Origin of the sequence: Superficieibacter sp. BNK-5, assembly GCF_047456055.1 — a bacterium.
Taxonomy (GTDB): Bacteria; Pseudomonadota; Gammaproteobacteria; order Enterobacterales; family Enterobacteriaceae; genus Superficieibacter.
Window position 1 is genome coordinate 3,819,352 of sequence record NZ_CP179893.1, and the last position, 21,699, is coordinate 3,841,050.

Annotated in this window: 22 protein-coding genes, 2 tRNA genes and 1 pseudogene; 16 read left to right on the forward strand and 9 right to left on the reverse strand. The window is 52.5% G+C overall.

Annotation, left to right across the window (positions count from 1 at the left end; genetic code table 11):
* Position 1: 1 nt before the first annotated feature.
* The 3 genes from ACMGGS_RS18240 to ACMGGS_RS18250 are packed head-to-tail and all read left to right on the forward strand — an operon-like array spanning position 2 to position 3,118.
* The gene (locus tag ACMGGS_RS18240) at positions 2-238 is read left to right on the forward strand and encodes a DUF1656 domain-containing protein (protein WP_176920843.1); all 237 of its coding nucleotides are present in this window, start codon (positions 2-4) and stop codon (positions 236-238) included.
* Positions 239-242: 4 nt separating this feature from the next.
* Positions 243-1,106, forward strand: coding sequence for an efflux RND transporter periplasmic adaptor subunit (locus ACMGGS_RS18245; RefSeq protein WP_414163809.1), 864 nt, complete (start codon positions 243-245; stop codon positions 1,104-1,106).
* Entirely contained in the window at positions 1,103-3,118 is a 2,016-nt protein-coding gene (locus ACMGGS_RS18250) for an FUSC family protein (RefSeq protein WP_414163810.1), read from the forward strand. Before ACMGGS_RS18245 ends, ACMGGS_RS18250 begins: the two co-directional genes overlap by 4 nt.
* Here the strand turns inward: ACMGGS_RS18250 and sodC are convergent, their stop codons facing one another.
* The 3 genes from sodC to ACMGGS_RS18265 form a co-directional block, all read right to left on the reverse strand.
* Complete coding sequence (gene sodC / locus ACMGGS_RS18255; protein ID WP_414163811.1) at positions 3,119-3,640, reverse strand: superoxide dismutase [Cu-Zn] SodC; 522 nt, start codon at positions 3,638-3,640, stop codon at positions 3,119-3,121.
* Between the two features lie 81 nt (positions 3,641-3,721).
* Positions 3,722-4,618, reverse strand: coding sequence for an aldo/keto reductase (locus tag ACMGGS_RS18260; protein WP_414166311.1), 897 nt, complete (start codon positions 4,616-4,618; stop codon positions 3,722-3,724).
* 48 nt (positions 4,619-4,666) lie between these two features.
* Positions 4,667-4,906: a DUF1289 domain-containing protein gene (locus ACMGGS_RS18265; protein ID WP_176920848.1), complete on the reverse strand. Its 240-nt coding sequence runs from the start codon at positions 4,904-4,906 to the stop codon at positions 4,667-4,669.
* 109 nt (positions 4,907-5,015) lie between these two features.
* On the opposite strand from ACMGGS_RS18265, the gene ACMGGS_RS18270 reads away from it, so the two are divergent.
* The 4 genes from ACMGGS_RS18270 (at position 5,016) to rnt (ending at position 8,018) form a co-directional block, all read left to right on the forward strand.
* A complete protein-coding gene (locus ACMGGS_RS18270; RefSeq protein WP_414163812.1) occupies positions 5,016-5,612 on the forward strand; it encodes a TetR/AcrR family transcriptional regulator in 597 nt (198 codons plus the stop codon).
* A 58-nt stretch (positions 5,613-5,670) separates the two neighbouring features.
* Complete coding sequence (locus ACMGGS_RS18275) at positions 5,671-6,768, forward strand: alkene reductase (protein WP_414163813.1); 1,098 nt, start codon at positions 5,671-5,673, stop codon at positions 6,766-6,768.
* Between the two features lie 91 nt (positions 6,769-6,859).
* Positions 6,860-7,267, forward strand: a complete 408-nt coding sequence (gene gloA, locus ACMGGS_RS18280) for a lactoylglutathione lyase (RefSeq protein WP_414163814.1) — start codon at positions 6,860-6,862, stop codon at positions 7,265-7,267.
* A gap of 103 nt (positions 7,268-7,370) precedes the next feature.
* Positions 7,371-8,018 carry a ribonuclease T gene (rnt, locus tag ACMGGS_RS18285; protein ID WP_176920852.1) on the forward strand — a complete coding sequence of 216 codons (648 nt, stop codon included), beginning with the start codon at positions 7,371-7,373 and terminating at the stop codon, positions 8,016-8,018.
* 48 nt (positions 8,019-8,066) lie between these two features.
* On the opposite strand, the gene ACMGGS_RS18290 is transcribed toward rnt, so the two are convergent.
* Positions 8,067-8,414 carry a Grx4 family monothiol glutaredoxin gene (locus ACMGGS_RS18290; RefSeq protein ID WP_414163815.1) on the reverse strand — a complete coding sequence of 116 codons (348 nt, stop codon included), beginning with the start codon at positions 8,412-8,414 and terminating at the stop codon, positions 8,067-8,069.
* A 343-nt stretch (positions 8,415-8,757) separates the two neighbouring features.
* On the opposite strand from ACMGGS_RS18290, the gene ACMGGS_RS18295 reads away from it, so the two are divergent.
* Together ACMGGS_RS18295 and sodB are read left to right on the forward strand one after the other, a co-directional pair.
* Positions 8,758-9,567 (forward strand): C40 family peptidase, encoded by an 810-nt coding sequence (locus ACMGGS_RS18295; RefSeq protein ID WP_414163816.1) that lies wholly within the window; start codon positions 8,758-8,760, stop codon positions 9,565-9,567.
* 118 nt (positions 9,568-9,685) lie between these two features.
* Positions 9,686-10,267, forward strand: coding sequence for a superoxide dismutase [Fe] (gene sodB, locus ACMGGS_RS18300; protein WP_414163817.1), 582 nt, complete (start codon positions 9,686-9,688; stop codon positions 10,265-10,267).
* 38 nt (positions 10,268-10,305) lie between these two features.
* On the opposite strand, the gene ACMGGS_RS18305 is transcribed toward sodB, so the two are convergent.
* Together ACMGGS_RS18305 and ACMGGS_RS18310 are read right to left on the reverse strand one after the other, a co-directional pair.
* The gene (locus ACMGGS_RS18305) at positions 10,306-11,472 is read right to left on the reverse strand and encodes an MFS transporter (protein ID WP_414163818.1); all 1,167 of its coding nucleotides are present in this window, start codon (positions 11,470-11,472) and stop codon (positions 10,306-10,308) included.
* A gap of 164 nt (positions 11,473-11,636) precedes the next feature.
* Positions 11,637-11,726: a YnhF family membrane protein gene (locus tag ACMGGS_RS18310; protein ID WP_276157113.1), complete on the reverse strand. Its 90-nt coding sequence runs from the start codon at positions 11,724-11,726 to the stop codon at positions 11,637-11,639.
* A gap of 298 nt (positions 11,727-12,024) precedes the next feature.
* Between ACMGGS_RS18310 and purR the strand changes: the two genes are divergently transcribed.
* Positions 12,025-13,050: an HTH-type transcriptional repressor PurR gene (purR, locus tag ACMGGS_RS18315; RefSeq protein ID WP_414163819.1), complete on the forward strand. Its 1,026-nt coding sequence runs from the start codon at positions 12,025-12,027 to the stop codon at positions 13,048-13,050.
* 4 nt (positions 13,051-13,054) lie between these two features.
* Here purR and punR read toward each other — a convergent pair.
* Positions 13,055-13,981 (reverse strand): annotated as a pseudogene (punR, locus tag ACMGGS_RS18320) (DNA-binding transcriptional activator PunR); the annotation flags it as partial.
* Positions 13,982-14,092: 111 nt separating this feature from the next.
* Between punR and punC the strand changes: the two are divergent.
* Positions 14,093-15,289, forward strand: a complete 1,197-nt coding sequence (gene punC, locus ACMGGS_RS18325; protein WP_414163820.1) for a purine nucleoside transporter PunC — start codon at positions 14,093-14,095, stop codon at positions 15,287-15,289.
* Positions 15,290-15,579: 290 nt separating this feature from the next.
* Positions 15,580-16,728: a cyclopropane fatty acyl phospholipid synthase gene (cfa, locus tag ACMGGS_RS18330; protein WP_414163821.1), complete on the forward strand. Its 1,149-nt coding sequence runs from the start codon at positions 15,580-15,582 to the stop codon at positions 16,726-16,728.
* Positions 16,729-16,763: 35 nt separating this feature from the next.
* Here the strand turns inward: cfa and ACMGGS_RS18335 are convergent, their stop codons facing one another.
* Entirely contained in the window at positions 16,764-17,402 is a 639-nt protein-coding gene (locus ACMGGS_RS18335) for a riboflavin synthase subunit alpha (protein ID WP_176920862.1), read from the reverse strand.
* 231 nt (positions 17,403-17,633) lie between these two features.
* Here ACMGGS_RS18335 and mdtK point away from each other — a divergent pair, with 231 nt between their 5' ends.
* The 3 genes from mdtK (at position 17,634) to ACMGGS_RS18350 (ending at position 19,321) form a co-directional block, all read left to right on the forward strand.
* Complete coding sequence (gene mdtK / locus ACMGGS_RS18340) at positions 17,634-19,007, forward strand: MdtK family multidrug efflux MATE transporter (RefSeq protein ID WP_414163822.1); 1,374 nt, start codon at positions 17,634-17,636, stop codon at positions 19,005-19,007.
* A gap of 151 nt (positions 19,008-19,158) precedes the next feature.
* Positions 19,159-19,235 (forward strand) — tRNA-Val (locus tag ACMGGS_RS18345).
* 9 nt (positions 19,236-19,244) lie between these two features.
* Positions 19,245-19,321, forward strand: a tRNA-Val gene (locus ACMGGS_RS18350).
* Positions 19,322-19,421: 100 nt separating this feature from the next.
* Here the strand turns inward: ACMGGS_RS18350 and fumD are convergent.
* Positions 19,422-19,634: a fumarate hydratase FumD gene (gene fumD / locus ACMGGS_RS18355; RefSeq protein WP_414163823.1), complete on the reverse strand. Its 213-nt coding sequence runs from the start codon at positions 19,632-19,634 to the stop codon at positions 19,422-19,424.
* Between the two features lie 462 nt (positions 19,635-20,096).
* On the opposite strand from fumD, the gene pykF reads away from it, so the two are divergent.
* On the forward strand, positions 20,097-21,509 hold the full coding sequence (gene pykF, locus ACMGGS_RS18360; protein WP_176920865.1) for a pyruvate kinase PykF: 1,413 nt from the start codon (positions 20,097-20,099) through the stop codon (positions 21,507-21,509).
* Positions 21,510-21,699: the final 190 nt, after the last annotated feature.

Genomic DNA, 21,699 nt, shown 5'->3' on the forward strand with positions numbered 1-21,699 from the left:
CGTGGAGTTGATTTTCAATGCTTCAGGATTACTCCTGGAGGATCTGGTGGCTGGTGCATCCATCTACTTCCCCCCGCTTTTTAAAGCTGTGATAGTGGGGTTTCTTATCTGGCTTGTCGTGCATCGCCAACTGCGCGACTGGATGTATGCTGGCGACATCTGGCATCCAATGCTGATGGATCTCTCTTTGTTTGCGCTTTCCGTTTGTCTGGCGCTGGTTATCCTCGTCTCATGGTGATGCTATGTCTTTCAAAAAATTAAAATACTTTTCTACCTTACTGGTGGTAGTCGTTGCCGTGGCAGCAGTATGGGCAATGTGGAATTTCTACATGCACTCCCCATGGACCCGGGACGGTAAAGTTCGTGCTGAGCAGGTGAATATTACGCCGCAAGTTTCTGGTAGGATCCAGTCCTTAAACGTGGTCGATAACCAGTTTGTTAAGGCTGGCGACACGCTGTTTCGGCTTGATGAAACGCCCTGGCGCATCGCCGTTCTCAATGCACAAGCGCAATTAGCCAAAGCCCGCGCCGATCTTACCAAAGCCAGCCATGAAGCCAGCCGTCGCCGCAATTTGCCACAAAACTATATCTCAGCAGAAGATCTTGATACCGCCAATACGTCGGTAGAGGCCATGAAAGCCAGCGTAGAGGCGGCGGAGGCAACCCTTGCACATGCCAGATGGCAACTCGAACAAACCACGGTCAAAGCCCCGGTTGACGGATGGATCACTAATCTCTCCACCCGAGTCGGCAACTATGCCGCCGAAGGTCAGCCGGTTTTTGCCCTTGTTGATAGCCATTCGTTCTATGTTATCGGCTATTTTGAAGAGACGAAGCTACGGCATATTCAGCCGGGAAAAACGGCAAAAATCATTCTCTATAGTAGCGATCAAACGTTACAGGGTCACGTATCCAGTATTGGCAGAGCTATCTACGATCAGAGCGTTGAAAGCGACAGCGGGCTGGTAGCCGATATCAAACCCAATATTCCCTGGGTGAGACTGGCGCAGCGTGTGCCGGTACGGATTGAATTTGATCAGCTTCCGAAAGATATCACGCTGGTCTCCGGGACGACGTGCAGCGTGGCGATTGGCGAACGTAAATGAGTCCCGTGCACTTATCATGGCAAATGCTACCCTGGGGTAAAGCCACTCCAGGACAGTGGCGTTATGCGTTGCGTAATACCATCGCGATGTGCCTGGCACTAAGTGTTGCTTATTCTCTGAACCTGGATGAACCCTATTGGGCAATGACTTCTGCTGCAGTGGTTAGCTTTCCAACGGTCGGCGGCGTCATCAGTAAAAGTTTTGGCCGCATCGCCGGGAGCCTGTTAGGTGCGACAGCCGCCCTCATTATCGCGGGGCATACGCTGGTCGACCCGTGGCTGTTTCTGTTCAGTATTTCGGCGTGGATTGCACTCTGTACCTGGGCCTGCGCCATGTTCAACAATAACGTTGCCTATGCTTTTCAGCTTTCAGGCTATACCGCCGCAATCATCGCGTTTCCGGTAATTAATATTGTTGACGCCACCCAACTGTGGGAAATAGCCCAAGCGCGCGTGTGCGAAGTGATGCTGGGAATTCTGTGCGGCGGCATGATGATGATGATTCTGCCCAGTACGTCTGATGGCACCACGCTGCTGACTGCGCTTAAAAACATGCATGCACGACTGCTGGAGCACGCGGCATTGCTCTGGCAGCAAGACACAACCGATGCCATTCGTACCGCACATGAAGGAGTGATCCGCCAAATACTGACCATGAATCTGCTGCGCATTCAGGCATTCTGGAGCCATTACCGTTTTCGTCGACAAAACAATCTGCTCAATTACCTTTTGCATCAGCAGTTGCGCATGACCAGCCTTATCTCCAGCCAGCGACGAATGCTGATGAACTGGCCCAATCCTCCGGCGAATATGCAGCAGGTACTGAGCAACCTGATTCAGGCACTAGCCCGACCGGATGCGGATATCTACACCCTTTCGCGTATTATCGCGCCGCTTGCGCCGCGTGATCCGCAGGATTATCGGCACCATGCCTTCTGGCAGCGATTGCGCTACTTTTGCTCTGTGTATTTGCGCAGTAGCCGCTGGCTACGCAGGCTGGAGAACGCTTCAGCGGTGGCGCAGTTTGCGGTCCCGGCCAGTCCGGCGCTGGCACGCCATACTGACTATATTGAAGCGCTGTGGAACGGCTTTCGCGCCTTTGCCGCACTATTGATGGTGGGCGCGTGGAGTATCAACACCCAGTGGGATTCAGGCTCGGCAGCGCTGACGATGACCTCAATCGGTTGCGTGATCTACGCCATGGTGCCTTCGCCGTTTAATTCCCTCACGCTACTAATGCGGACCTTGCTGCTCCTGTCCCTTTTTAGCTTCGTCGTCAAATTTGGCCTTATGGTGCAGATCACCGAGCTGTGGCAATTCCTGCTTTTCCTGTTCCCTCTGTTGACCACTATGCAACTGTTCAAATTACAAATCGCTAAGCAGGCGGGCCTGTGGGGGCAGCTGATCGTCTTTATGGGATCGTTCATCGCGGTGACCAATCCGCCGGTTTACGATTTTGCTGATTTTCTCAATGATAACATTGCCAAAATTCTTGGCGTTGGCCTGGCCTGGCTGGCGTTCGCCGTGCTGCGCCCCGGTTCAGATGCGCGAAAGAGCCGGCGCCACATTACGGCGTTACGGCGTCACTTTATTGATCAGCTTCGCTCGCATCCGACTCACAGTGAAAATGAATTTGAGTCGCTGGTCTATCATCGTATTAGCCAGCTCAGTACCAGCCAGGATGCCCTGGCACGGCGCTGGTTGTTACGCTGGGGCGTCGTGCTTCTGAATTGTACACATGTGGTATGGCAGCTTCGTGAATGGGAAACGCGTTCCGATCCGCTGGCGCAGGTCCGGGATATTTGTATGACGCTGTTACGCGATGTCATGAGCGAACGCGGCGTCCAGCAGCGCCCGCTGGCTGTCACATTAAAGGAATTACAGCGAATTAGTGACACCCTCTCACGGCATCATCAGCCAGCCGCCAGAGAGCTGGCGGCGATTGTCTGGCGATTACAGTGCTCCCTCTCGCAGCTGGAACAGGCGCCCGCCGCCGCACCGGTTCAACACTGATTATTTAATGACGCCACAGGCGAAACGTGCCCCGCCACCGCCTAACGGTTCAGGTTTGTCAGACATGTTATCGCCCCCGACGTGGATCATCAGCGCTTTGCCCTTCACCTCATCAAGTTTTTTCAGGTGCGGGGCAATCACGGACTGAGTGGCTTTACCGTCTTTGTCCACGACCAGCACGGGCAGATCGCCGGTATGACCATGACCTTCCGGCCCCTCATGTTTACCTGTTTTTTGCGGATCGAGATGTCCGCCCGCGGCTTCTGCCGCGCTGGGTTTCCCCTCCTTCATCGCGGGTTCGCAACTACCCATGGCATGTACGTGAAAACCACGCTCACCGGGTGGCAGTGCTTTGAGATCGGGTGCAAACTCCAGCCCTTTGTCGGTCTCGCTAATTTTCACTTCACCGATGGACTGACCAATCCCCTGCGAGGTGACCAGATTCATCTGCACTTCTTCACTTGCGGCCTGCGCGCCGGTACAGACAACCAACGCTAAAAGAGCCAGATTAAAACGCTTCATATAACCTCCGGTAAATTCAGTGTCCGCGGTAAGTGTAAACCACGGCCACTGCTTTCACCGGAAAGTGCTTAAAAGCGTGCGTCAGGGCACATCGTATCCGAGTGCGGCTTTACGGATGCGGAACCACTGCTGACGGGTCAGTTGCAGTTGCTCAGCGGCGATGGCCGAGCGCACGCGCTCGATTTTGCCGGAGCCAATAATCGGCAGCGGCAGCGACGGTAAGCGTAGGATCCAGGCATAAACCACCTGTTCAATGCTGTCGGCATTGACTTCCTGTGCCACTTTCGTCAGCTCATCACGTAATGGTCTGAACGATTCGTCATTAAATAAACGCCCGCCCCCCAGGCATGACCACGCCATTGGGCGAATGCGCAACTGCTGAAGCTGATCTAATGTGCCATCAAGCAGTAGCGGCTGGTGCACCGGAGAGATTTCGACCTGATTGGTGGTCAGAGTGAACGGCAAGCGAGATTGCAGGAGGGTGAACTGACGAGGCGTAAAGTTAGATACCCCAAAATGACGTACTTTTCCGCTCTGATGCAAAGCCAGAAAAGCCTCCGCGACGTCATCCGCGTCCATCAGAGGGTCGGGACGATGGATCAGCAATAAATCCAGACGGTCGGTCGCCAGATTTTTCAGCGACTGTTCGGCACTGCGGATAATGTGGTCGCGATCGGTTATGTAGTGCCCCAGCGTGTTTTCCGGTCGGGCAGTGATGGCTATCCCACATTTGGAGACAATTTCCATCTGCTCACGTAAATGCGGCGCGAGTTTTAGCGCCTCGCCAAAGGCGGCTTCACACTGATAGCCACCGTAAATATCGGCATGATCGACGGTGGTTATTCCCAGTTCAAGGTGCGCCTCGATAAAACTGACCAGTTGCTGCGCGGACATTTTCCAGTCCATTAACCGCCAGTAGCCCATCACAAAACGTGAAAATTCCGGCCCTTGCGGAGCCATGGTAATACGTTGAACCATCATATTTTCCTCAACAAAGAATTTCATTGAGTATACGTAATTACGTTATTAAAAAAGTGAGGGTTGCTGCGGTTCTTCATCGGAGGCGGGTTTGTTTGCGCGTAATTTACGCAGTAAACGCTGGCGGCACAGGCGCAGCACCTGCTGTTTTTGCGCATCACTGAAATGCTGCCAGTTAAAACGCTCCTCCCGACTGCGCATACAGCCGCGACAAAATCCGCGTTCATCCACCTGACAGATGCCACGGCAAGGGCTTTGCAGCGGGAAAAACTCCAGTTGTTCTGCCACGAATACCTCCCGTGTGTGAATAATAACTGTTATTGAAGACGCTCATCGCTGAACGCGCAACTTAAAATGGTGGGTTGCATTAGACCGACTGGTCTATTACAGTAGCGCCATGACCAGACATACTGAACATGACACCCGCGAACATATCCTTGCCACTGGCGAGCAGCTTTGCATGCATCGCGGCTTTACCGGTATGGGATTGAGTGAGCTTTTAAAGACGGCTCAGGTCCCCAAAGGCTCGTTCTATCACTATTTTCGCTCGAAAGAGGCGTTTGGTGTTGCCATGCTGCACCGGCATTACGCTGGCTATCAGCTGGCGCTTAATCAGCATTTTTTCACCGCGCCCGGCTCGTCCCGCGCCCGCTTGCTGGCGTGGTATCAGCAAACGATTGAACAGTTTTGCCAGCACGGCACCATCAGCGGCTGCCTGACGGTAAAACTGTCTGCGGAAGTATGCGATTTATCGGAAGATATGCGTTCTGAGATGAATGAGGGCGTCAGCATGATTATTTCGCTGCTGGCTCAGGCGCTGGAGCAAGGGCGTGAAGAACACAGCCTGACATTTTCAGGTGACGCCCATACTCAGGCGCAGGTGCTCTACTCTTTATGGCTGGGGGCGAATTTGCAGGCCAAAATGTCGCGCAGTGCTATTCCACTGGAAAGCGCGCTGGCGCATGTCAAAACCATTATTGCCGCGCCTGAATAATGACAGGCGCTTTTTTATTTCCTTTTTTTCAAGACGACCGGTCTACTCAGGAGTGAATATGACAACCGAAAAGCTGTTTACCCCCCTAAAAGTGGGTGCGATTACTGTTCCCAATCGGGTCTTTATGGCTCCCCTTACCCGTCTGCGCAGCATTGAACCGGGTGATATTCCGACGCCGCTGATGGGCGAATATTATCGCCAGCGTGCCAGCTCCGGGCTGATTATCTCTGAGGCAACACAGATCTCCGCACAGGCGAAAGGCTATGCAGGCGCACCGGGCCTGCACAGTGCCGAACAAATCGCGGCATGGCAGAAAATTACCGCCGGAGTTCACGCTGAAGATGGGCGTATTGCCGTGCAACTCTGGCATACCGGGCGCATTTCGCACAGCAGCATTCAGCCTGATGGACAGGCTCCCGTCGCGCCGTCAGCGCTAAACGCCGGTACGCGTACTTCGCTGCGTGATGAAAACGGCCACGCGATCCGGGTCGATACCTCCACCCCGCGCGCGCTGGAAACCAGTGAAATTCCGGGTATCGTCGATGATTTCCGTCAGGCTGTGGCTAATGCCCGCGATGCAGGTTTCGATCTGGTTGAACTGCACTCAGCGCACGGTTATTTGCTGCATCAGTTCCTGTCTCCCTCTTCCAACCATCGCACCGATCAGTACGGCGGCAGCGTAGAAAGTCGTGCTCGTCTGGTGCTGGAAGTGATTGATGCTGTCAGTAAAGAGTGGAGTGCCGACCGTATTGGCATCCGCGTTTCACCCGTCGGCACGTTCCAGAATACGGATAACGGTCCGAATGAAGAAGAAGATGCCCAGTATCTGATTGAAGAACTGAACAAGCGCGGCATTGCGTATTTGCATATGTCTGAACCCGACTGGGCAGGCGGTCAACCGTATACCGAGGCGTTCCGTCAGAAAGTCCGCGAGCGTTTTGATGGCGCGATTATCGGTGCTGGTGCCTATACGCCGGAGAAAGCCGAAACCCTGATCGCCAAGGGTCTGATTGATGCAGTCGCTTTCGGTCGTGATTACATCGCCAACCCGGATCTGGTCGAGCGCCTGGCACGTAAAGCAGAACTGAACCCGCAACGCCCGGACAGTTTCTATGGCGGCGGCGCTGAAGGCTATACCGATTATCCCTCTTTGTAATCCCGCATTGATAGCGGCAAGGATCCGCCGCTATACTAAAACAACGTTTCTGATTGAAATGAAAAGACAAACTTTTAACTGAGAGGATGAGATGCGCTTACTTCACACTATGCTCCGTGTTGGCGACCTGCAACGCTCTATCGATTTCTACACTAACGTCCTTGGCATGTCGTTGCTGCGTACCAGCGAAAACCCGGAATATAAATACTCCCTCGCCTTCGTCGGCTACGGCCCGGAAAGCGAAGAGGCGGTGATTGAGCTGACCTATAACTGGGGCACTGACCGTTACGATCTGGGTACAGCCTATGGGCATATTGCGCTAAGTGTTGATGATGCGGCTGAAGCTTGCGAAAAAATTCGTCAGAACGGCGGTAACGTAACGCGTGAAGCGGGTCCGGTTAAAGGCGGTACGACCGTCATCGCCTTTGTGGAAGATCCGGATGGTTACAAAATTGAGCTGATTGAAGCCAAAGACGCAGGTAAAGGTCTGGGCGATTAATTGCCGGTGGGCCTGTTCTGGCCCACCCTTTTCTCTTCGCATACTGCAACCCCGGGCAAAATTTGCCATAATGCGCGCTACTTTTTTCTACTAAGAGATACTGATGTCCGATAACGCTCAACTGACTGGTCTGTGCGACCGTTTTCGTGGTTTTTATCCTGTCGTCATTGATGTCGAAACGGCTGGATTCAACGCCAAAACGGATGCGCTACTCGAAGTCGCTGCTATTACCCTGAAAATGGATGAACACGGTTGGCTGATGCCGGACACGACGCTGCATTTTCACGTTGAGCCTTTTGAAGGGGCAAATTTACAGCCTGAAGCACTGGCATTTAACGGTATCGATCCCACCAATCCGCTGCGCGGAGCCGTCAGCGAACATGACGCGCTGCATGCGATTTTCAAAGCGGTGCGTAAAGGCATTAAAGATCAGGGCTGTAACCGGGCAATTATGGTGGCGCACAATGCGACCTTCGACCATAGCTTCATGATGGCCGCTGCCGAGCGCGCATCGCTGAAGCGTAACCCGTTCCACCCTTTCGTCACCTTCGATACCGCCTCGTTAAGCGGGCTGGCACTGGGGCAAACGGTCCTGTCCAAAGCCTGCGCTACCGCCGGGCTTGATTTTGACAGTACGCAGGCACATTCCGCCCTTTATGACACGGAACAAACCGCGCTGCTGTTTTGCGAAATCGTTAATCGCTGGAAACGTCTTGGCGGCTGGCCGCTACCCGTCGCGAGTGAACAATAGTGATAAAAAAAGCGACTCAGGAGTCGCTTTTTTATTTTTGCCGATAGCTTACTGAGCGTCGGTGCCGTCAGTCGCCTGTTTGGCAGCAGTCTCTTTGATCAGTGACTGCAGTTCGCCGCGCTGATACATATCAATAATGATGTCGCAGCCGCCAACCAGTTCACCGTCCACCCACAGCTGCGGGAAGGTCGGCCAGTTCGCGTACTGCGGCAGTTCTGCGCGGATATCCGGGTTTTGCAGGATATCAACATAGGCAAAACGCTCGCCACAGGCGGAGAGCGCCTGCACGGCCTGAGCAGAGAAACCACAGCTCGGTAATTTCGGTGAACCTTTCATGTACAGCAGAATCGGGTTTTCAGCGATCTGACGCTGAATTTTTTCAATTGTCGTACTCATTGTCATGCTTCCTTAACTTCTTTTACGGCAGTAGTCTGTCATTGTAGCGTTTCAGGCTCCGGACCGAAAATAACATTTTATTCACTCGCTATTATTCTATCGTCTGAAGCCAAAAGATGCTTTATCAATACCGTTTTATTATTGATGACACAAATTAATCGCACAAACTGTGCGCAGTTTGCCCGCCAACGTGTGATTTTTTTTGCGCTCGGTAACGAATCAGTATTTTAGATGCAAAAAGACTATTAACTTTCAGGCTTTTTATGCATTAGAATCGACTGGCTTTTTGTCATCATCATGCGCAGGCATATCTTCATGCCTGCCCGAACCAGGGGAGTGCTCAGTGGCGCGGATAAATAAAGTCTCGATCACGCTCTGTGCTTTACTGTTTACATCGCTTGCTTTTTCACCACTTGCTCAGGCTTCTGAGCAGACGAGAGCGTCTGCCATACAGAAAACGCATTTGGCAAAAGTCTCAGAAAAAAAGACGAAAAGTAAGACGACCAGTAAAAAAACCAGCAAGACCGTTAATAAAACAGCTACAAAACCCAGTAAAAGTGCCAGCAAAACGAAAACCAAAACGGCCCTCACCTCCAGTAAATCCAGACGTGATAAAACCAAATCCACCAAAACGGCTGCCGTAAAACTGGCAGATAAAAAATGTACGGTGCGTAAAGGTTATAAGAATAAATGTCTCAATGCCTCAGCCAAACCGCTGGCGTTGAGTGAAGTTCACAAAGTCCGTATGCAGAAAGCGCAGAAAACGGCCATGTCCAAATTAATGAATCAGATTGGCAAACCCTATCACTGGGGCGGCTCGTCACCCCGTACCGGGTTTGATTGCAGCGGTCTGGTTTATTACGCCTATAAAGATCTGGTCAAAATCCCCATCCCGCGCACGGCTAACGAAATGTATCATCTGCGTGATGCCGCGCCGATTGAGCGCAGCAGCCTCGAAAGTGGCGATCTGGTCTTCTTCCGCACTCAGGGACGCGGCACCGCCGATCACGTCGGCGTTTACGTTGGCAACGGTAAATTTATTCAGTCTCCGCGTAGTGGCCAGGACATCCAAATCTCGTCGTTGAGTGAAGATTACTGGGTACGCCACTACGTTGGTGCGCGCCGGGTGATGACGCCCAAAACCATCCGTTAATCGTTATCCTGCTGCTCGCTCAGCAGGATAAGCCTTTGTTACGACTCCATTATTTTGTTAATATACCCACGCTTAATATGTGGATATTAAGTTATCAAAATAAAAAAGGAGTATCGCAATGTCGTTCGAATTACCTGCATTACCATATGCACAAGACGCGCTGGAACCGCATATTTCCGCGGAAACCCTCGCTTATCATCACGGCAAACATCATCAGACCTACGTCACCAACCTCAATGCGCTTATCAAAGACACGGACTGGGAAAATAAATCCCTGGAAGAGATCGTTCGCGGCGCTGAAGGCGGCATGTTTAATAATGCGGCGCAGGTGTGGAATCATACATTTTACTGGAACTGCCTGGCCCCTGCGGCTGGTGGCGAACCTGCGGGTGAGCTGGCAAATGCGCTCAGCCAGTCCTTTGGCAGCGTAGAGGCATTTAAAAAGCAGTTTACCGATGCGGCAATTAAGAACTTTGGTTCAGGCTGGACGTGGCTGGTCAAAAAAGCGGACGGCAGTCTGGCGATTGCGTCTACGTCTAACGCCGGCACGCCGCTGACTACCAGTGACACACCGTTGCTGACCGTGGATGTCTGGGAACACGCCTACTATATTGACTACCGCAATGCCCGTCCGGGTTATCTGGAGCATTTCTGGGCGCTGGTTAACTGGCCTTTTGTGGCACAAAATCTGGCAGCCTGAGTCAATGCGCAGAAGGCGTTTGCCTTCTGCGCTATCGCTTAACGGCTGGCGCAGGCTTCACGCGCGGGCTGGCGGGCGGAAAAGAACACCACCAGCAGTGCCAGACCCGCAATAATTGCCCCCATTACCGGAACAAAACTATACCCCAGCCCGCCGGAGATCACCGCTCCACCGGCCATCGCCCCTAAAGCATTGCCGAGATTAAACGCCCCGATATTCACCGACGAGGATAAGCCCGGCGCTTCGCTGGCCACGCGCATGACGCGCATTTGCAGCGGGGGAACCACAGCAAATGTCGCGGCACCCCATACCAGCATACTGAACGCCGTGCCAAACTCATTGCGTGCCAGCAGCGGGATCGCCAGCATGATCGCAATCAACAGCAGCAGAAAACCTTTCAACGTGGCATTCACTGACCGATCGGCAAACTTCCCGCCAAGATAATTGCCGATGGAGACCCCAATCCCCACCAGTACCAGCATCGCGGTGACAAAAAGCGGCGTCGCGGCAGACAGGCTATACAGAACCGGAGCGATATAGGTGTAGAGGGTAAACATCGCCCCGGCCCCCAGCACGGTCGTCAGCAGCGCGCTAAGAACCTGCGGGCGCAGCAGCACCGTCAGTTCCTGCCGCACGTTGGGTCGCTCTCCTGCACTGCCCTTCGGCAGCGAGAACCACAGGCTCAACATGGCGATAACCCCCAGACCCGCAGTTACAAAAAAGGACATTCGCCAGCCAATCGCTTCACCCAGCCAGGTCGCCGCCGGAACGCCGCCGATGTTAGCAATGGTGAGTCCCATAAACATGGTCGCGACGGCGCTGGCCTGTTTATGTTTTGGCACCACGCTTGCGGCAACCACTGACCCCAGACCAAAGAACGCACCGTGGTTAAGGCTGGTAACAATACGGGAAAGCATCAGGGTGGTGTAATCAGGCGCAATCGCTGAGAGCACATTGCCGAGGGTAAAAATCGCCATCAGAAAAATCAACGCGTTACGCCGGGCGCGGTGGGATAACAGTAACGTCATGATCGGCGCACCAACCATCACGCCAATCGCATAGGCGCTGATGAGCATACCGGCGGTTGGAATAGAAACATCCACCCCTCTGGCAATCGTGGGCAATAACCCCATCGGAGAAAACTCAGTGGTGCCGATACCAAACGCACCGATAGCCAGCGCCAGCAGGGGAAAATTAACTTTCATGAACAGACTCCGTTTTGGCCGCCATCACCATGACACGACGCAAAGAAGCCAAAAGCATGACATTAATCACAAAAAAACAAAAGTGAGGCAAAATGCAAAAGCGTTTTGCTGATAAGTGCAAAATCGGAGAAGGGGCTGAGGGAGAAGGCTCTCCCCCGGATAACTCAATGTAATACGGCAACCAACGCGCTGGCGACGATCAAACCCAGCACAATAATGGTCGTTACCAGAGAAAACTTAAGATCGGCACTCATCAATTTTTACTCCTTGTTATGACCCTGCGAAAAGTGAGCCTGTTCATTTTTACACACTTAAGGACGAAAATCTTGCAGGATTTAGATTGATATACATTTTTTCTCTTTCCCTTTTCATCAGGATCGGCCAAAATTCCACGCTTAATTATAAGCGTACCAGCCATTGACCCCCACCTGACGTTCTGTGTCGTTTTCCCGACCTAAAGCAATGCTCACAAAATTGCGCCAGGGGTGTGTGAAGGCAAACGTTTACCCTCCCATTTGCAGGCGTTCAGGCCAGGGTCCGGAGTAAGATGTAATGGCAACAATTAAAGATGTCGCGAAACGCGCAAACGTTTCCACTACAACTGTGTCACACGTTATCAACAAAACCCGTTTTGTTGCTGAAGATACGCGTAATGCAGTGTGGGCGGCAATAAAGGAACTTCACTATTCTCCCAGCGCGGTTGCGCGCAGCCTGAAGGTTAATCATACCAAGTCGATTGGCCTGCTGGCGACCAGCAGCGAAGCGGCCTATTTTGCCGAAATTATTGAAGCGGTTGAAAAAAGCTGCTTCAAGAAAGGCTATACCCTGATCCTCGGCAACGCATGGAACGATATTGAAAAACAGCGCGCCTATTTGTCGATGATGGCGCAAAAACGCGTCGATGGCCTGCTGGTCATGTGCTCTGAATATCCCGAATCGCTATTAAGCATGCTCGAAGAGTATCGTCACATTCCGATGGTGGTGATGGACTGGGGCGAATCAAAAGCGGACTTTACCGACTCGGTGATTGATAATGCCTTTAAAGGTGGCTATATGGCCGGGCGTTATCTGATCGAACGCGGCCATCGTGATATCGGTATTATTCCAGGCCCGCTGGAGCGTAATACCGGTGCCGGACGTCTGGCCGGGTTTATGAAAGCGATGGACGAAATCCAGGTGAAGATCCCCGAGCAGTGGATCGTGCAGGGTGATTTCGAACCGGAATCCGGCTATCAGGCGATGCAACAGATCCTTAATCAGTCCCCTCGCCCGACCGCCGTCTTCTGCGGGGGCGATATCATGGCGATGGGGGCATTATGTGCCGCCGACGAGATGGGCCTGCGCGTGCCGCAGGATATTTCAGTGATTGGCTACGATAACGTGCGCAACGCGCGTTTCTTTACGCCGGCGCTGACGACCATTCACCAGCCGAAAGATTCCCTCGGCGAAGCCGCGTTTAATACCCTGCTGGATCGCATTGTGAATAAGCGCGTTGAATCAAAATCCATTGAGGTTCACCCTCGCCTGATTGAACGCCGCTCGGTAGCCGACGGTCCGTTCGTCGACTACCGCCGTTAAGTTAACCTGCGGGAGCCGTTTCTTCCGGGTCCCGCAGCCACTCTTTATTCAGCGTTTCGCTATCCCCCAAATACTCCAGCAGCCATCCTAACGCAGGCGAGATATCGCTCTGCTGCCAGGTTAAGCAGCAGGCCGCATCAGGAAACGGGTTCTCAAGGACCAGCGCTGTCCAGTCGCCTGAATCGGTCCATGGCCGGGCAAAATGTGAAGGCACCATCGCCGCACACAGACCCGCCGAGATGCAGGTCGCTGATGACTCCCAGTCTGGCACCACGACCCGCTTTTGATTGTCCAGCAGCCAGGTCGTGCGTTTTGGCAACGAGCGCGAGGTATCTTCACGAACCAGGGAAGGCCAGTTGCGTAATTCATCGTCGCTTAACGGCCCCGGCTGTTTGGCCAGGGGATGATCGCAGGCGACAACGCAATTCCAGCTCAGCATCCCCATATCCCGGAACGCGTAGCGCCCCCCGACCGGGATGGCCTGGGTTGCGCCGATAGCCAGTTCAACCCGCCCATCGGCCAGCGCATCCCACACGCCGTTAAACACTTCCTGAAAAACAATCAGCTCGACATCAGGAAAATGGCGGTAGAAATCGACAATCATTTGCCGGGTACGCTCGGGCCTGACGATGTTATCAACGGCAATGGGAAGCTGGCTGCGCCAGCCATTCGCGATTTGCTGGCACTGCTGACGGGTGATCAGCATTTTTTTGATAACAGTGCGTCCTTCTTTCAAAAACCAGCTGCCCGCAGGGGTTAACTCCACATCGCGATGCCGCCGCTCAAACAGCGGCACACCCAGCCACTCTTCCATCTGACGCACGGTGTAACTGATTGCTGACGGGACACGATGCAACTCCTGCGCCGCTGCGCTAAAGCTGCCGTTGCGGGCAACCGCATCAATCACTTCGAGGGAATATTCTGACCACATTTTCTGCCTGCAAATTTTTTGACGTCACTACGCAAATATTAGCGTTTCACAACGCTGAATGCACTGCCTACACTCTTGCGCCTGTCACCTGCTTCTAAAAAGAGAATGTATATGCAGCCTGGAAAAGGTTTTCTGGTCTGGCTCGCCGGACTAAGCGTGCTGGGATTTCTGGCCACTGATATGTATTTGCCCGCGTTTGCGGCAATTCAGCACGATCTTCACTCCCCGGCCGCTGCGGTCAGCGCCAGCCTGAGTTTATTTCTGGCCGGCTTCGCTCTGGCCCAGCTCATCTGGGGACCGCTGTCGGATCGCTTCGGACGGCGTCCCATTTTGCTCATCGGGCTGACCATTTTTGCCGTTGGCTGCCTGGGGATGCTGTGGGTGCAAAGTGCCACGATGCTGCTGGTATTGCGTTTTGTTCAGGCGACGGGCGTTTGTGCTGCCGCCGTGACCTGGCAGGCGATGGTGACTGACTATTATCCGGCCCAGCGCGTAAACCGGATTTTCGCCACCATTATGCCGCTGGTCGGTCTCTCCCCCGCCCTGGCACCGTTGCTTGGCAGCTGGATCCTGACCCATTTTGACTGGCAGGCTATTTTCACCACCTTATTTGCCATCACCCTGCTTCTGATGCTGCCGGCGCTGCGTCTGAAATCCGTCATGCATAAAAAACCGGATCGCGGAGAGAAATTGACATTTACCACCCTGCTGCGCTCACGGTTATATTTCGGCAATGTGCTAATTTATGCCGCCTGTTCGGCCAGTTTCTTTGCCTGGCTCACCGGCTCGCCTTTTATCCTCAGTGAAATGGGCTATGGTCCGGCAGCGATTGGCCTGAGCTATGTCCCGCAGACCATCGCATTTCTGGCTGGTGGTTACGGCTGTCGCGCGGCGCTGCAAAAATGGCAGGGACAGCAGTTGCTCCCCTGGCTACTGGGGCTATATGCCTTCAGCGTGGTGGCAACCTGGCTCACTGGCCTGTTTGACGGCAACTCGCTAACGGCGCTGTTGATCCCTTTTTGTGTAATGGCCATGGCGAACGGCGCGATTTACCCGATTGTGGTGGCGCAAGCTCTGCGTCCTTTCCCACAGGCGACTGGTCGGGCTGCCGCGTTACAGAACACCCTCCAGCTTGGGTTGTGCTTTCTGGCAAGCCTGCTGGTCTCCTGGCTGGTGGAAACACCGCTTCTCACCACCACCAGCGTGATGTTGTTCACAGTGCTACTGGCGGCTGCAGGTTACTGGATGCAACTGGTGGCGAGCCGTGCTGCTCAGCAAAAAATGGCGGCAGAAACCTGTCGGGCGTAGCCTCACAAACAGCCATTTAGTTAGGGTGCTAACATTTTTGTGTTGAATCAGCGAGTTTAGCGTCCTATACTCGTTTTGTTGCCATATTATTATGATAAAAAGCGTATTATTTAGCGGGTGATGGAATTCACCCGTTTCTCCCATGGACGGCATTTCGGCAAGGGTCCTCTCCCTTCCTCTGTTTCTACGTCGGATAGCAGGCTTACGGATTTCCCGTAAGATTTCTCACAAACCAAAATAGCATCTACGCTGTTTTAAGGTTCTGATCACATACGCGTGATGGAGAAGCTATGAGTTCATCGTGTATAGAAGACGTTAGCATACCGAACGACGACTGGTATCGTATTACCAATGAGTTATTAAGCCGCGCAGGTATTGCTATTAACGGTACCGCTCCCTGTGATTTACGGGTTAAAAATCCGCATTTCTTTAAACGCGTGCTTCAGGAAGGTTCGCTCGGTTTAGGCGAAAGTTATATGGATGGCTGGTGGGAATGTGACCGGCTGGATATATTTTTTACTAAAGTTCTGCGCGCCGGACTGGATAACCAGTTACCGCACCATTTGAAAGATGTGTTTCGTGTTGCCGCCACCCGCCTGATTAACTTACAAAGTAAAAAGCGCGCCTGGATTGTCGGCAAAGAGCACTACGATCTGGGTAACGATCTGTTTACCCGCATGCTTGACCCTTATATGCAGTATTCCTGCGGCTACTGGAAAGAGGCTGATAATCTGGCCGACGCCCAGCAGGCGAAGCTACAGCTTATTTGCGAAAAACTTCAGCTTGAGCCAGGCATGCGCGTGCTGGATATCGGCTGCGGCTGGGGTGGTCTGGCTTCATGGATGGCAAAACACTACAACGTGAGCGTGACCGGCGTGACCATTTCTGCCGAGCAGCAGAAACTCGCTCAGGCCCGCTGCGCGGGACTTGACGTGACAATCCTGCTTCAGGATTATCGCGACCTGCGGGACCAGTTTGACCGTATCGTCTCCGTCGGCATGTTTGAACATGTGGGTCCTAAAAACTACAAAACCTATTTTGACGTCGTGGATCGTAATCTGAAGCCGGACGGGCTGTTTCTGTTGCACACCATTGGGGCCAAAAAAACCGACAATAACGTCGACCCGTGGATTAACAAATATATTTTCCCCAACGGCTGTCTGCCGTCAGTGCGACATATTGCGATTGCCAGCGAACCCCATTTTATCATGGAAGACTGGCACAATTTTGGCGCAGATTATGACAAAACGCTGATGGCCTGGTACGAACGTTTTGAAGCCTCATGGCCAGAAATTGCCGATAATTACTCTGAACGCTTTAAGCGTATGTTCAGTTATTATCTGAATGCCTGCGCCGGTGCGTTTCGTGCACGGGATATTCAGCTCTGGCAGGTGGTTTTCTCGCGCGGCGTAGAAAATGGTTTACGCGTCGCCCGCTAACCTGTAAAAACCCCGGCTTGCCGGGGTTTTTAGCATCAGTCAGCCACTTTCTGTAATAGCGCCGCTTCCCGCGCCGCCAGTACCCGTTCAACCGTATCCACTACTGCCTGAGTTTGCGGATCGATTTCAATATTAATTCGCTGCCCCAGTTTTTTCTGGCCGAGCGTGGTGCGCTGGAGCGTTTCCGGGATCAGATGCACACAGAAACGGGTCGCGGTCACCTCTCCCACCGTCAGGCTAATGCCATCGATACCGATAAATCCTTTATAGAGGATATATTTCATCAGCGTCGGGTCCTGCAATTTAAACCAGATCTGGCGGTTATTTTCTGAGGTAAGGATTTTCGATACTTCAGCCGTGGTCATGATATGGCCCGACATCAAATGCCCGCCAATTTCATCGCTGAATTTTGCCGCACGTTCAACGTTGACTACATCACCTGGCTGTAAATCACCGAGGTTAGTAATACGCAGCGTTTCTTTCATTAAATCAAAGCTAATATGATTACCGTTGATTTCTGTCACTGTCAGGCAGCATCCGTTATGCGCCACCGAAGCCCCGGTTTCCAGCCCGTCAAGCATATCGTCGGGTAATGCCACGACGTGAGTACGGAAATTGGGTTTCTCATCAATGGACACAATTTTTGCAGTGCCCTGCACGATACCAGTAAACATGCTTAAACTCCTGTATGCCATCAAGGCGGTCTGTTCCCCGCCATTCTGTCAGGCACAATAACAGGTGGAAAAAAGGCTTGCCAGTCCAGTCTGTGCGCTATCCACTTTTTCACTGGCTTAATGGGTAATCCTCGTTACAATAGCAGCATAACCTCTTGTTAATTCTTTCTTGCTGCCTTTTATGGCGGCTTTTTTAGTCTCTCAAATAACAACAATACTAAAGGTGTTCACGTGCAGAAGTATCTCAATGAAGCGCGTCAGCTTCTGGCGCTGGCAATTCCGGTGATTATTGCGCAGGTGGCGCAAACGGCGATGGGTTTCGTCGATACGGTAATGGCGGGAGGCTACAGTGCCACCGACATGGCCGCCGTGGCTATCGGCACCTCCATCTGGCTGCCGGCAATTCTGTTTGGTCATGGCCTGCTGCTGGCCCTCACTCCCGTTATCTCACAGCTAAACGGCTCCGGACGACGCGATCGCATCGCGCACCAGGTGCGTCAGGGTTTCTGGCTGGCGGGCTTTGTCTCTGTGCTGGTGATGGTGGTGTTGTGGAATGCCGGGCACATTATCCACGCCATGCATAACATCGATCCTGAGCTGGCAGATAAAGCCGTTCGCTACCTGCGTGCTTTGTTATTTGGCGCGCCTGGCTATCTGTTCTTTCAGGTCGCGCGTAACCAGTGTGACGGCCTGGCGAAAACCAAACCGGCTATGTTTATCGGTTTTTGCGGGCTGCTGGTCAATATTCCGGTGAATTACCTTTTCATCTATGGCCATTTTGGGATGCCAGAACTGGGCGGCGTTGGCTGTGGCGTGGCAACGGCTTCGGTTTACTGGGTGATGCTGTTGTGCATGCTTTCATACATTAAGAACGCCAGTTCGATGCGCGATATTCGTAACACGATGCGTTTTAGCAAACCGGAATGGGCGACGATGCTGCGTCTCGGACAGCTGGGCTTACCCATCGCGCTGGCACTGTTCTTCGAAGTGACCCTGTTTGCAGTTGTGGCCCTGCTGGTTTCTCCACTGGGGATCGTTGATGTTGCCGGGCACCAGATTGCGCTGAACTTCAGCTCGCTGATGTTTGTACTGCCGCTGTCGCTGGGCGCGGCGGTGACGATTCGTGTGGGATATCGCCTCGGTCAGGGATCAACGCTGGAAGCGCAGACCTCGGCACGTACCGGTCTTGGCGTGGGCGTGTGTATGGCTGTTCTGACCGCGATTTTCACGGTCTCACTGCGCGAGCATATCGCCCTGCTTTATAATGACAACCCTGAAGTAGTTACTCTGGCCGCGCACCTGATGCTGCTGGCAGCCATCTATCAAATCTCAGATTCTATCCAGGTGATTGGCAGCGGCATTCTGCGCGGATATAAAGACACCAGTTCGATTTTCTTTATTACGTTCATCGCCTACTGGGTGTTAGGTCTGCCGAGCGGATACGTACTGGCGTTAACCGATTGGGTCGTTGAACCGATGGGGCCAGCAGGTTTCTGGCTTGGATTTATCATCGGCCTGACCTCAGCAGCAGTGATGATGATGGTAAGAATGCGTTTTCTGCAACGTCAGCCTTCGGCCGTCATTTTGCGACGCGCCGCACGCTAAGCTCAGGGTAGCCGCCAGCGGGCGGCTACTTTCTCAACATTTTGCGCAGTAGTTCTGCAATCGCGTGAATTATGAAAGAAAAATCGCGTTTCCCTCTTGCCACATCCCGACACTGCCGCTAATATTCGTCCCCGTTGTCAGGCACAACAATGCGTTCATAGCTCAGTTGGTTAGAGCACCACCTTGACATGGTGGGGGTCGTTGGTTCGAGTCCAATTGAACGCACCATCCTTCAGTGCGTCCGTAGCTCAGTTGGTTAGAGCACCACCTTGACATGGTGGGGGTCGGTGGTTCGAGTCCACTCGGACGCACCATTCATGATGTTCCCGGTTTTTTCTTCCCTTATTTTCAGCCGTCGTCAATAACGATGACCTTCTCTCGCGATATACCCACCAGCCGCACCAGCGACTACCGTTATGACCTCGCCAGCGCTTTCACTACCTGCTCCATCGCTTCCCGATTCAGTTCCGAGCGAACCGTTTTTTTATTTGCCAGTGCGGTTCTTATTACCCCGGCAATAACGATATGCTTAGGCTCCTGACCCAGATCGCGCATTTCAAGAACGACTTTGCCTACGACCCGGCACATTTCCTGATACAGCTCGTCATCTTTTGCCCGGTTACCCATGGTATATTCCTGAAAGTTTTAACAACATGCTTACATTATTGCCAAAAAATCAAGGTAAATCAAACGATAGCCGCGTGTCAGGCCGTTTTTAAAAGCAGGGCTGAACGGGGAGCAACGTGGACACATTACTCCGTTCTAACATTCATCCAACAACCTCTGGCAGGATGCCCAAATCCATATTAAAACGCTGTTTTTATTTTCCTTTTACTTTGTAACATCGTATAATGCGCACCGTTTCTTAATTGAATGGTTTCAGCGCCTTGAACTATCTACTCAAACGCGTATATCTTCATTTAACCTCCTGGGCTGAACCACCAGCGCACATTCCTCTGCACGCTTTTTTGATGTCACCTATTCTTATCACGTGGCATCGCAGTTTTCGTATCACAGGTTTGACTCCGTGCTCATATTGTTCCGGAGCGTTACCTCCATATTCTTCTCAACTTAAAGACTAAGACTGTCATGAAAAAGACCAAAATTGTTTGCACCATCGGCCCGAAAACCGAATCTGAAGAGATGCTGACCAAAATGCTCGACGCGGGCATGAACGTTATGCGTCTTAACTTCTCCCACGGCGACTATGCTGAACATGGTCAGCGCATCCAGAACCTGCGCAACGTGATGAGCAAAACCGGTAAAAAAGCGGCGATCTTGCTGGACACCAAAGGTCCGGAAATTCGTACCATCAAACTTGAAGGTGGAAATGACGTCTCGCTGAAAGCGGGTCAGACCTTCACTTTCACCACGGATAAAACCGTGGTGGGTAATTCTGACACCGTTGCAGTCACTTACGAAGGTTTCACCTCTGACCTGTCCGTCGGCAATACCGTTCTGGTAGACGATGGCCTGATCGGCATGGAAGTTACCGCTATTGAAGGTAACAAAGTCATCTGTAAAGTGCTGAACAACGGTGACCTGGGCGAAAACAAAGGCGTTAACCTGCCTGGCGTTTCTATCGCTCTGCCAGCCCTGGCTGAAAAAGACAAACAGGACCTGATCTTCGGTTGCGAACAGGGCGTAGACTTTGTTGCTGCCTCGTTCATCCGTAAGCGTTCTGACGTGGTTGAAATTCGCGAGCACCTGAAAGCCCACGGCGGTGAACATATCCAGATCATCTCCAAAATTGAAAACCAGGAAGGTCTGAACAACTTCGACGAAATCCTTGAAGCTTCTGATGGCATCATGGTTGCGCGTGGCGACCTGGGCGTAGAAATCCCGGTTGAAGAAGTAATTTTCGCGCAGAAAATGATGATCGAAAAATGTATTCGCGCCCGTAAAGTGGTGATCACAGCCACCCAGATGCTCGATTCCATGATCAAAAACCCGCGTCCGACCCGTGCTGAAGCTGGCGACGTGGCCAACGCCATCCTGGACGGTACTGATGCTGTCATGCTGTCAGGCGAATCTGCAAAAGGTAAATACCCGCTGGAAGCAGTCACCATCATGGCTACCATCTGTCAGCGTACCGACCGCGTAATGACCAGCCGTCTGGATGATAATCACGATAGCCGTAAACTGCGTATCACCGAAGCCGTGTGCCGTGGCGCGGTTGAAACTGCTGAGAAACTTGAAGCTCCGCTGATTGTGGTGGCAACCAACGGCGGTAAATCTGCTCGTGCGGTACGTAAATACTTCCCGGATGCCACCATCCTGGCGCTGACCACCAATGAAGTGACTGCACGTCAGCTCGTACTGAGCAAAGGCGTTGTCGCTCAGCTGGTGAAAGAAATCAACTCTACGGATGATTTCTACCGTCTGGGTAAAGAAGTAGCGGTAGAGAGTGGTCTGGCGCAGAAAGGCGACGTTGTCGTGATGGTTTCTGGTGCGCTGGTACCGAGCGGCACGACAAATACGGCCTCTGTACACGTACTGTAATTATTAACAGATATGTTAATTTGTTTAAAAAGCGTCCTGTGGGGCGCTTTTTTTATTTGCACCGCCGAAAATTTCATTAGGAAAGCAAATCGTATTTTACTATTTAAATCACCCGTTATCTAAGATGAATCCGATGGAAGCCTCCTGTTTTCACACAGTTTTTTTGATGTAACGAGGCCAGTCGATGCTT

Bases quoted from the DNA above. Each gene is read 5' to 3' on its own strand.
- ACMGGS_RS18245 (WP_414163809.1), top strand. From the start codon at position 243: ATGTCTTTCAAAAAATTAAAATACTTTTCTACCTTACTGGTGGTAGTC.
- fumD (WP_414163823.1), bottom strand. From the start codon at position 19,634: ATGGGTAACCGGGCAAAAGATGACGAGCTGTATCAGGAAATGTGCCGG.
- rnt (WP_176920852.1), top strand. From the start codon at position 7,371: ATGTCCGATAACGCTCAACTGACTGGTCTGTGCGACCGTTTTCGTGGT.
- sodB (WP_414163817.1), top strand. From the start codon at position 9,686: ATGTCGTTCGAATTACCTGCATTACCATATGCACAAGACGCGCTGGAA.
- sodC (WP_414163811.1), bottom strand. From the start codon at position 3,640: ATGAAGCGTTTTAATCTGGCTCTTTTAGCGTTGGTTGTCTGTACCGGC.
- ACMGGS_RS18260 (WP_414166311.1), bottom strand. From the start codon at position 4,618: ATGGTTCAACGTATTACCATGGCTCCGCAAGGGCCGGAATTTTCACGT.
- ACMGGS_RS18305 (WP_414163818.1), bottom strand. From the start codon at position 11,472: ATGAAAGTTAATTTTCCCCTGCTGGCGCTGGCTATCGGTGCGTTTGGT.
- ACMGGS_RS18275 (WP_414163813.1), top strand. From the start codon at position 5,671: ATGACAACCGAAAAGCTGTTTACCCCCCTAAAAGTGGGTGCGATTACT.
- cfa (WP_414163821.1), top strand. From the start codon at position 15,580: ATGAGTTCATCGTGTATAGAAGACGTTAGCATACCGAACGACGACTGG.
- ACMGGS_RS18310 (WP_276157113.1), bottom strand. From the start codon at position 11,726: ATGAGTGCCGATCTTAAGTTTTCTCTGGTAACGACCATTATTGTGCTG.
- ACMGGS_RS18270 (WP_414163812.1), top strand. From the start codon at position 5,016: ATGACCAGACATACTGAACATGACACCCGCGAACATATCCTTGCCACT.
- punC (WP_414163820.1), top strand. From the start codon at position 14,093: ATGCAGCCTGGAAAAGGTTTTCTGGTCTGGCTCGCCGGACTAAGCGTG.
- pykF (WP_176920865.1), top strand. From the start codon at position 20,097: ATGAAAAAGACCAAAATTGTTTGCACCATCGGCCCGAAAACCGAATCT.
- gloA (WP_414163814.1), top strand. From the start codon at position 6,860: ATGCGCTTACTTCACACTATGCTCCGTGTTGGCGACCTGCAACGCTCT.
- purR (WP_414163819.1), top strand. From the start codon at position 12,025: ATGGCAACAATTAAAGATGTCGCGAAACGCGCAAACGTTTCCACTACA.
- ACMGGS_RS18290 (WP_414163815.1), bottom strand. From the start codon at position 8,414: ATGAGTACGACAATTGAAAAAATTCAGCGTCAGATCGCTGAAAACCCG.
- ACMGGS_RS18250 (WP_414163810.1), top strand. From the start codon at position 1,103: ATGAGTCCCGTGCACTTATCATGGCAAATGCTACCCTGGGGTAAAGCC.
- ACMGGS_RS18335 (WP_176920862.1), bottom strand. From the start codon at position 17,402: ATGTTTACTGGTATCGTGCAGGGCACTGCAAAAATTGTGTCCATTGAT.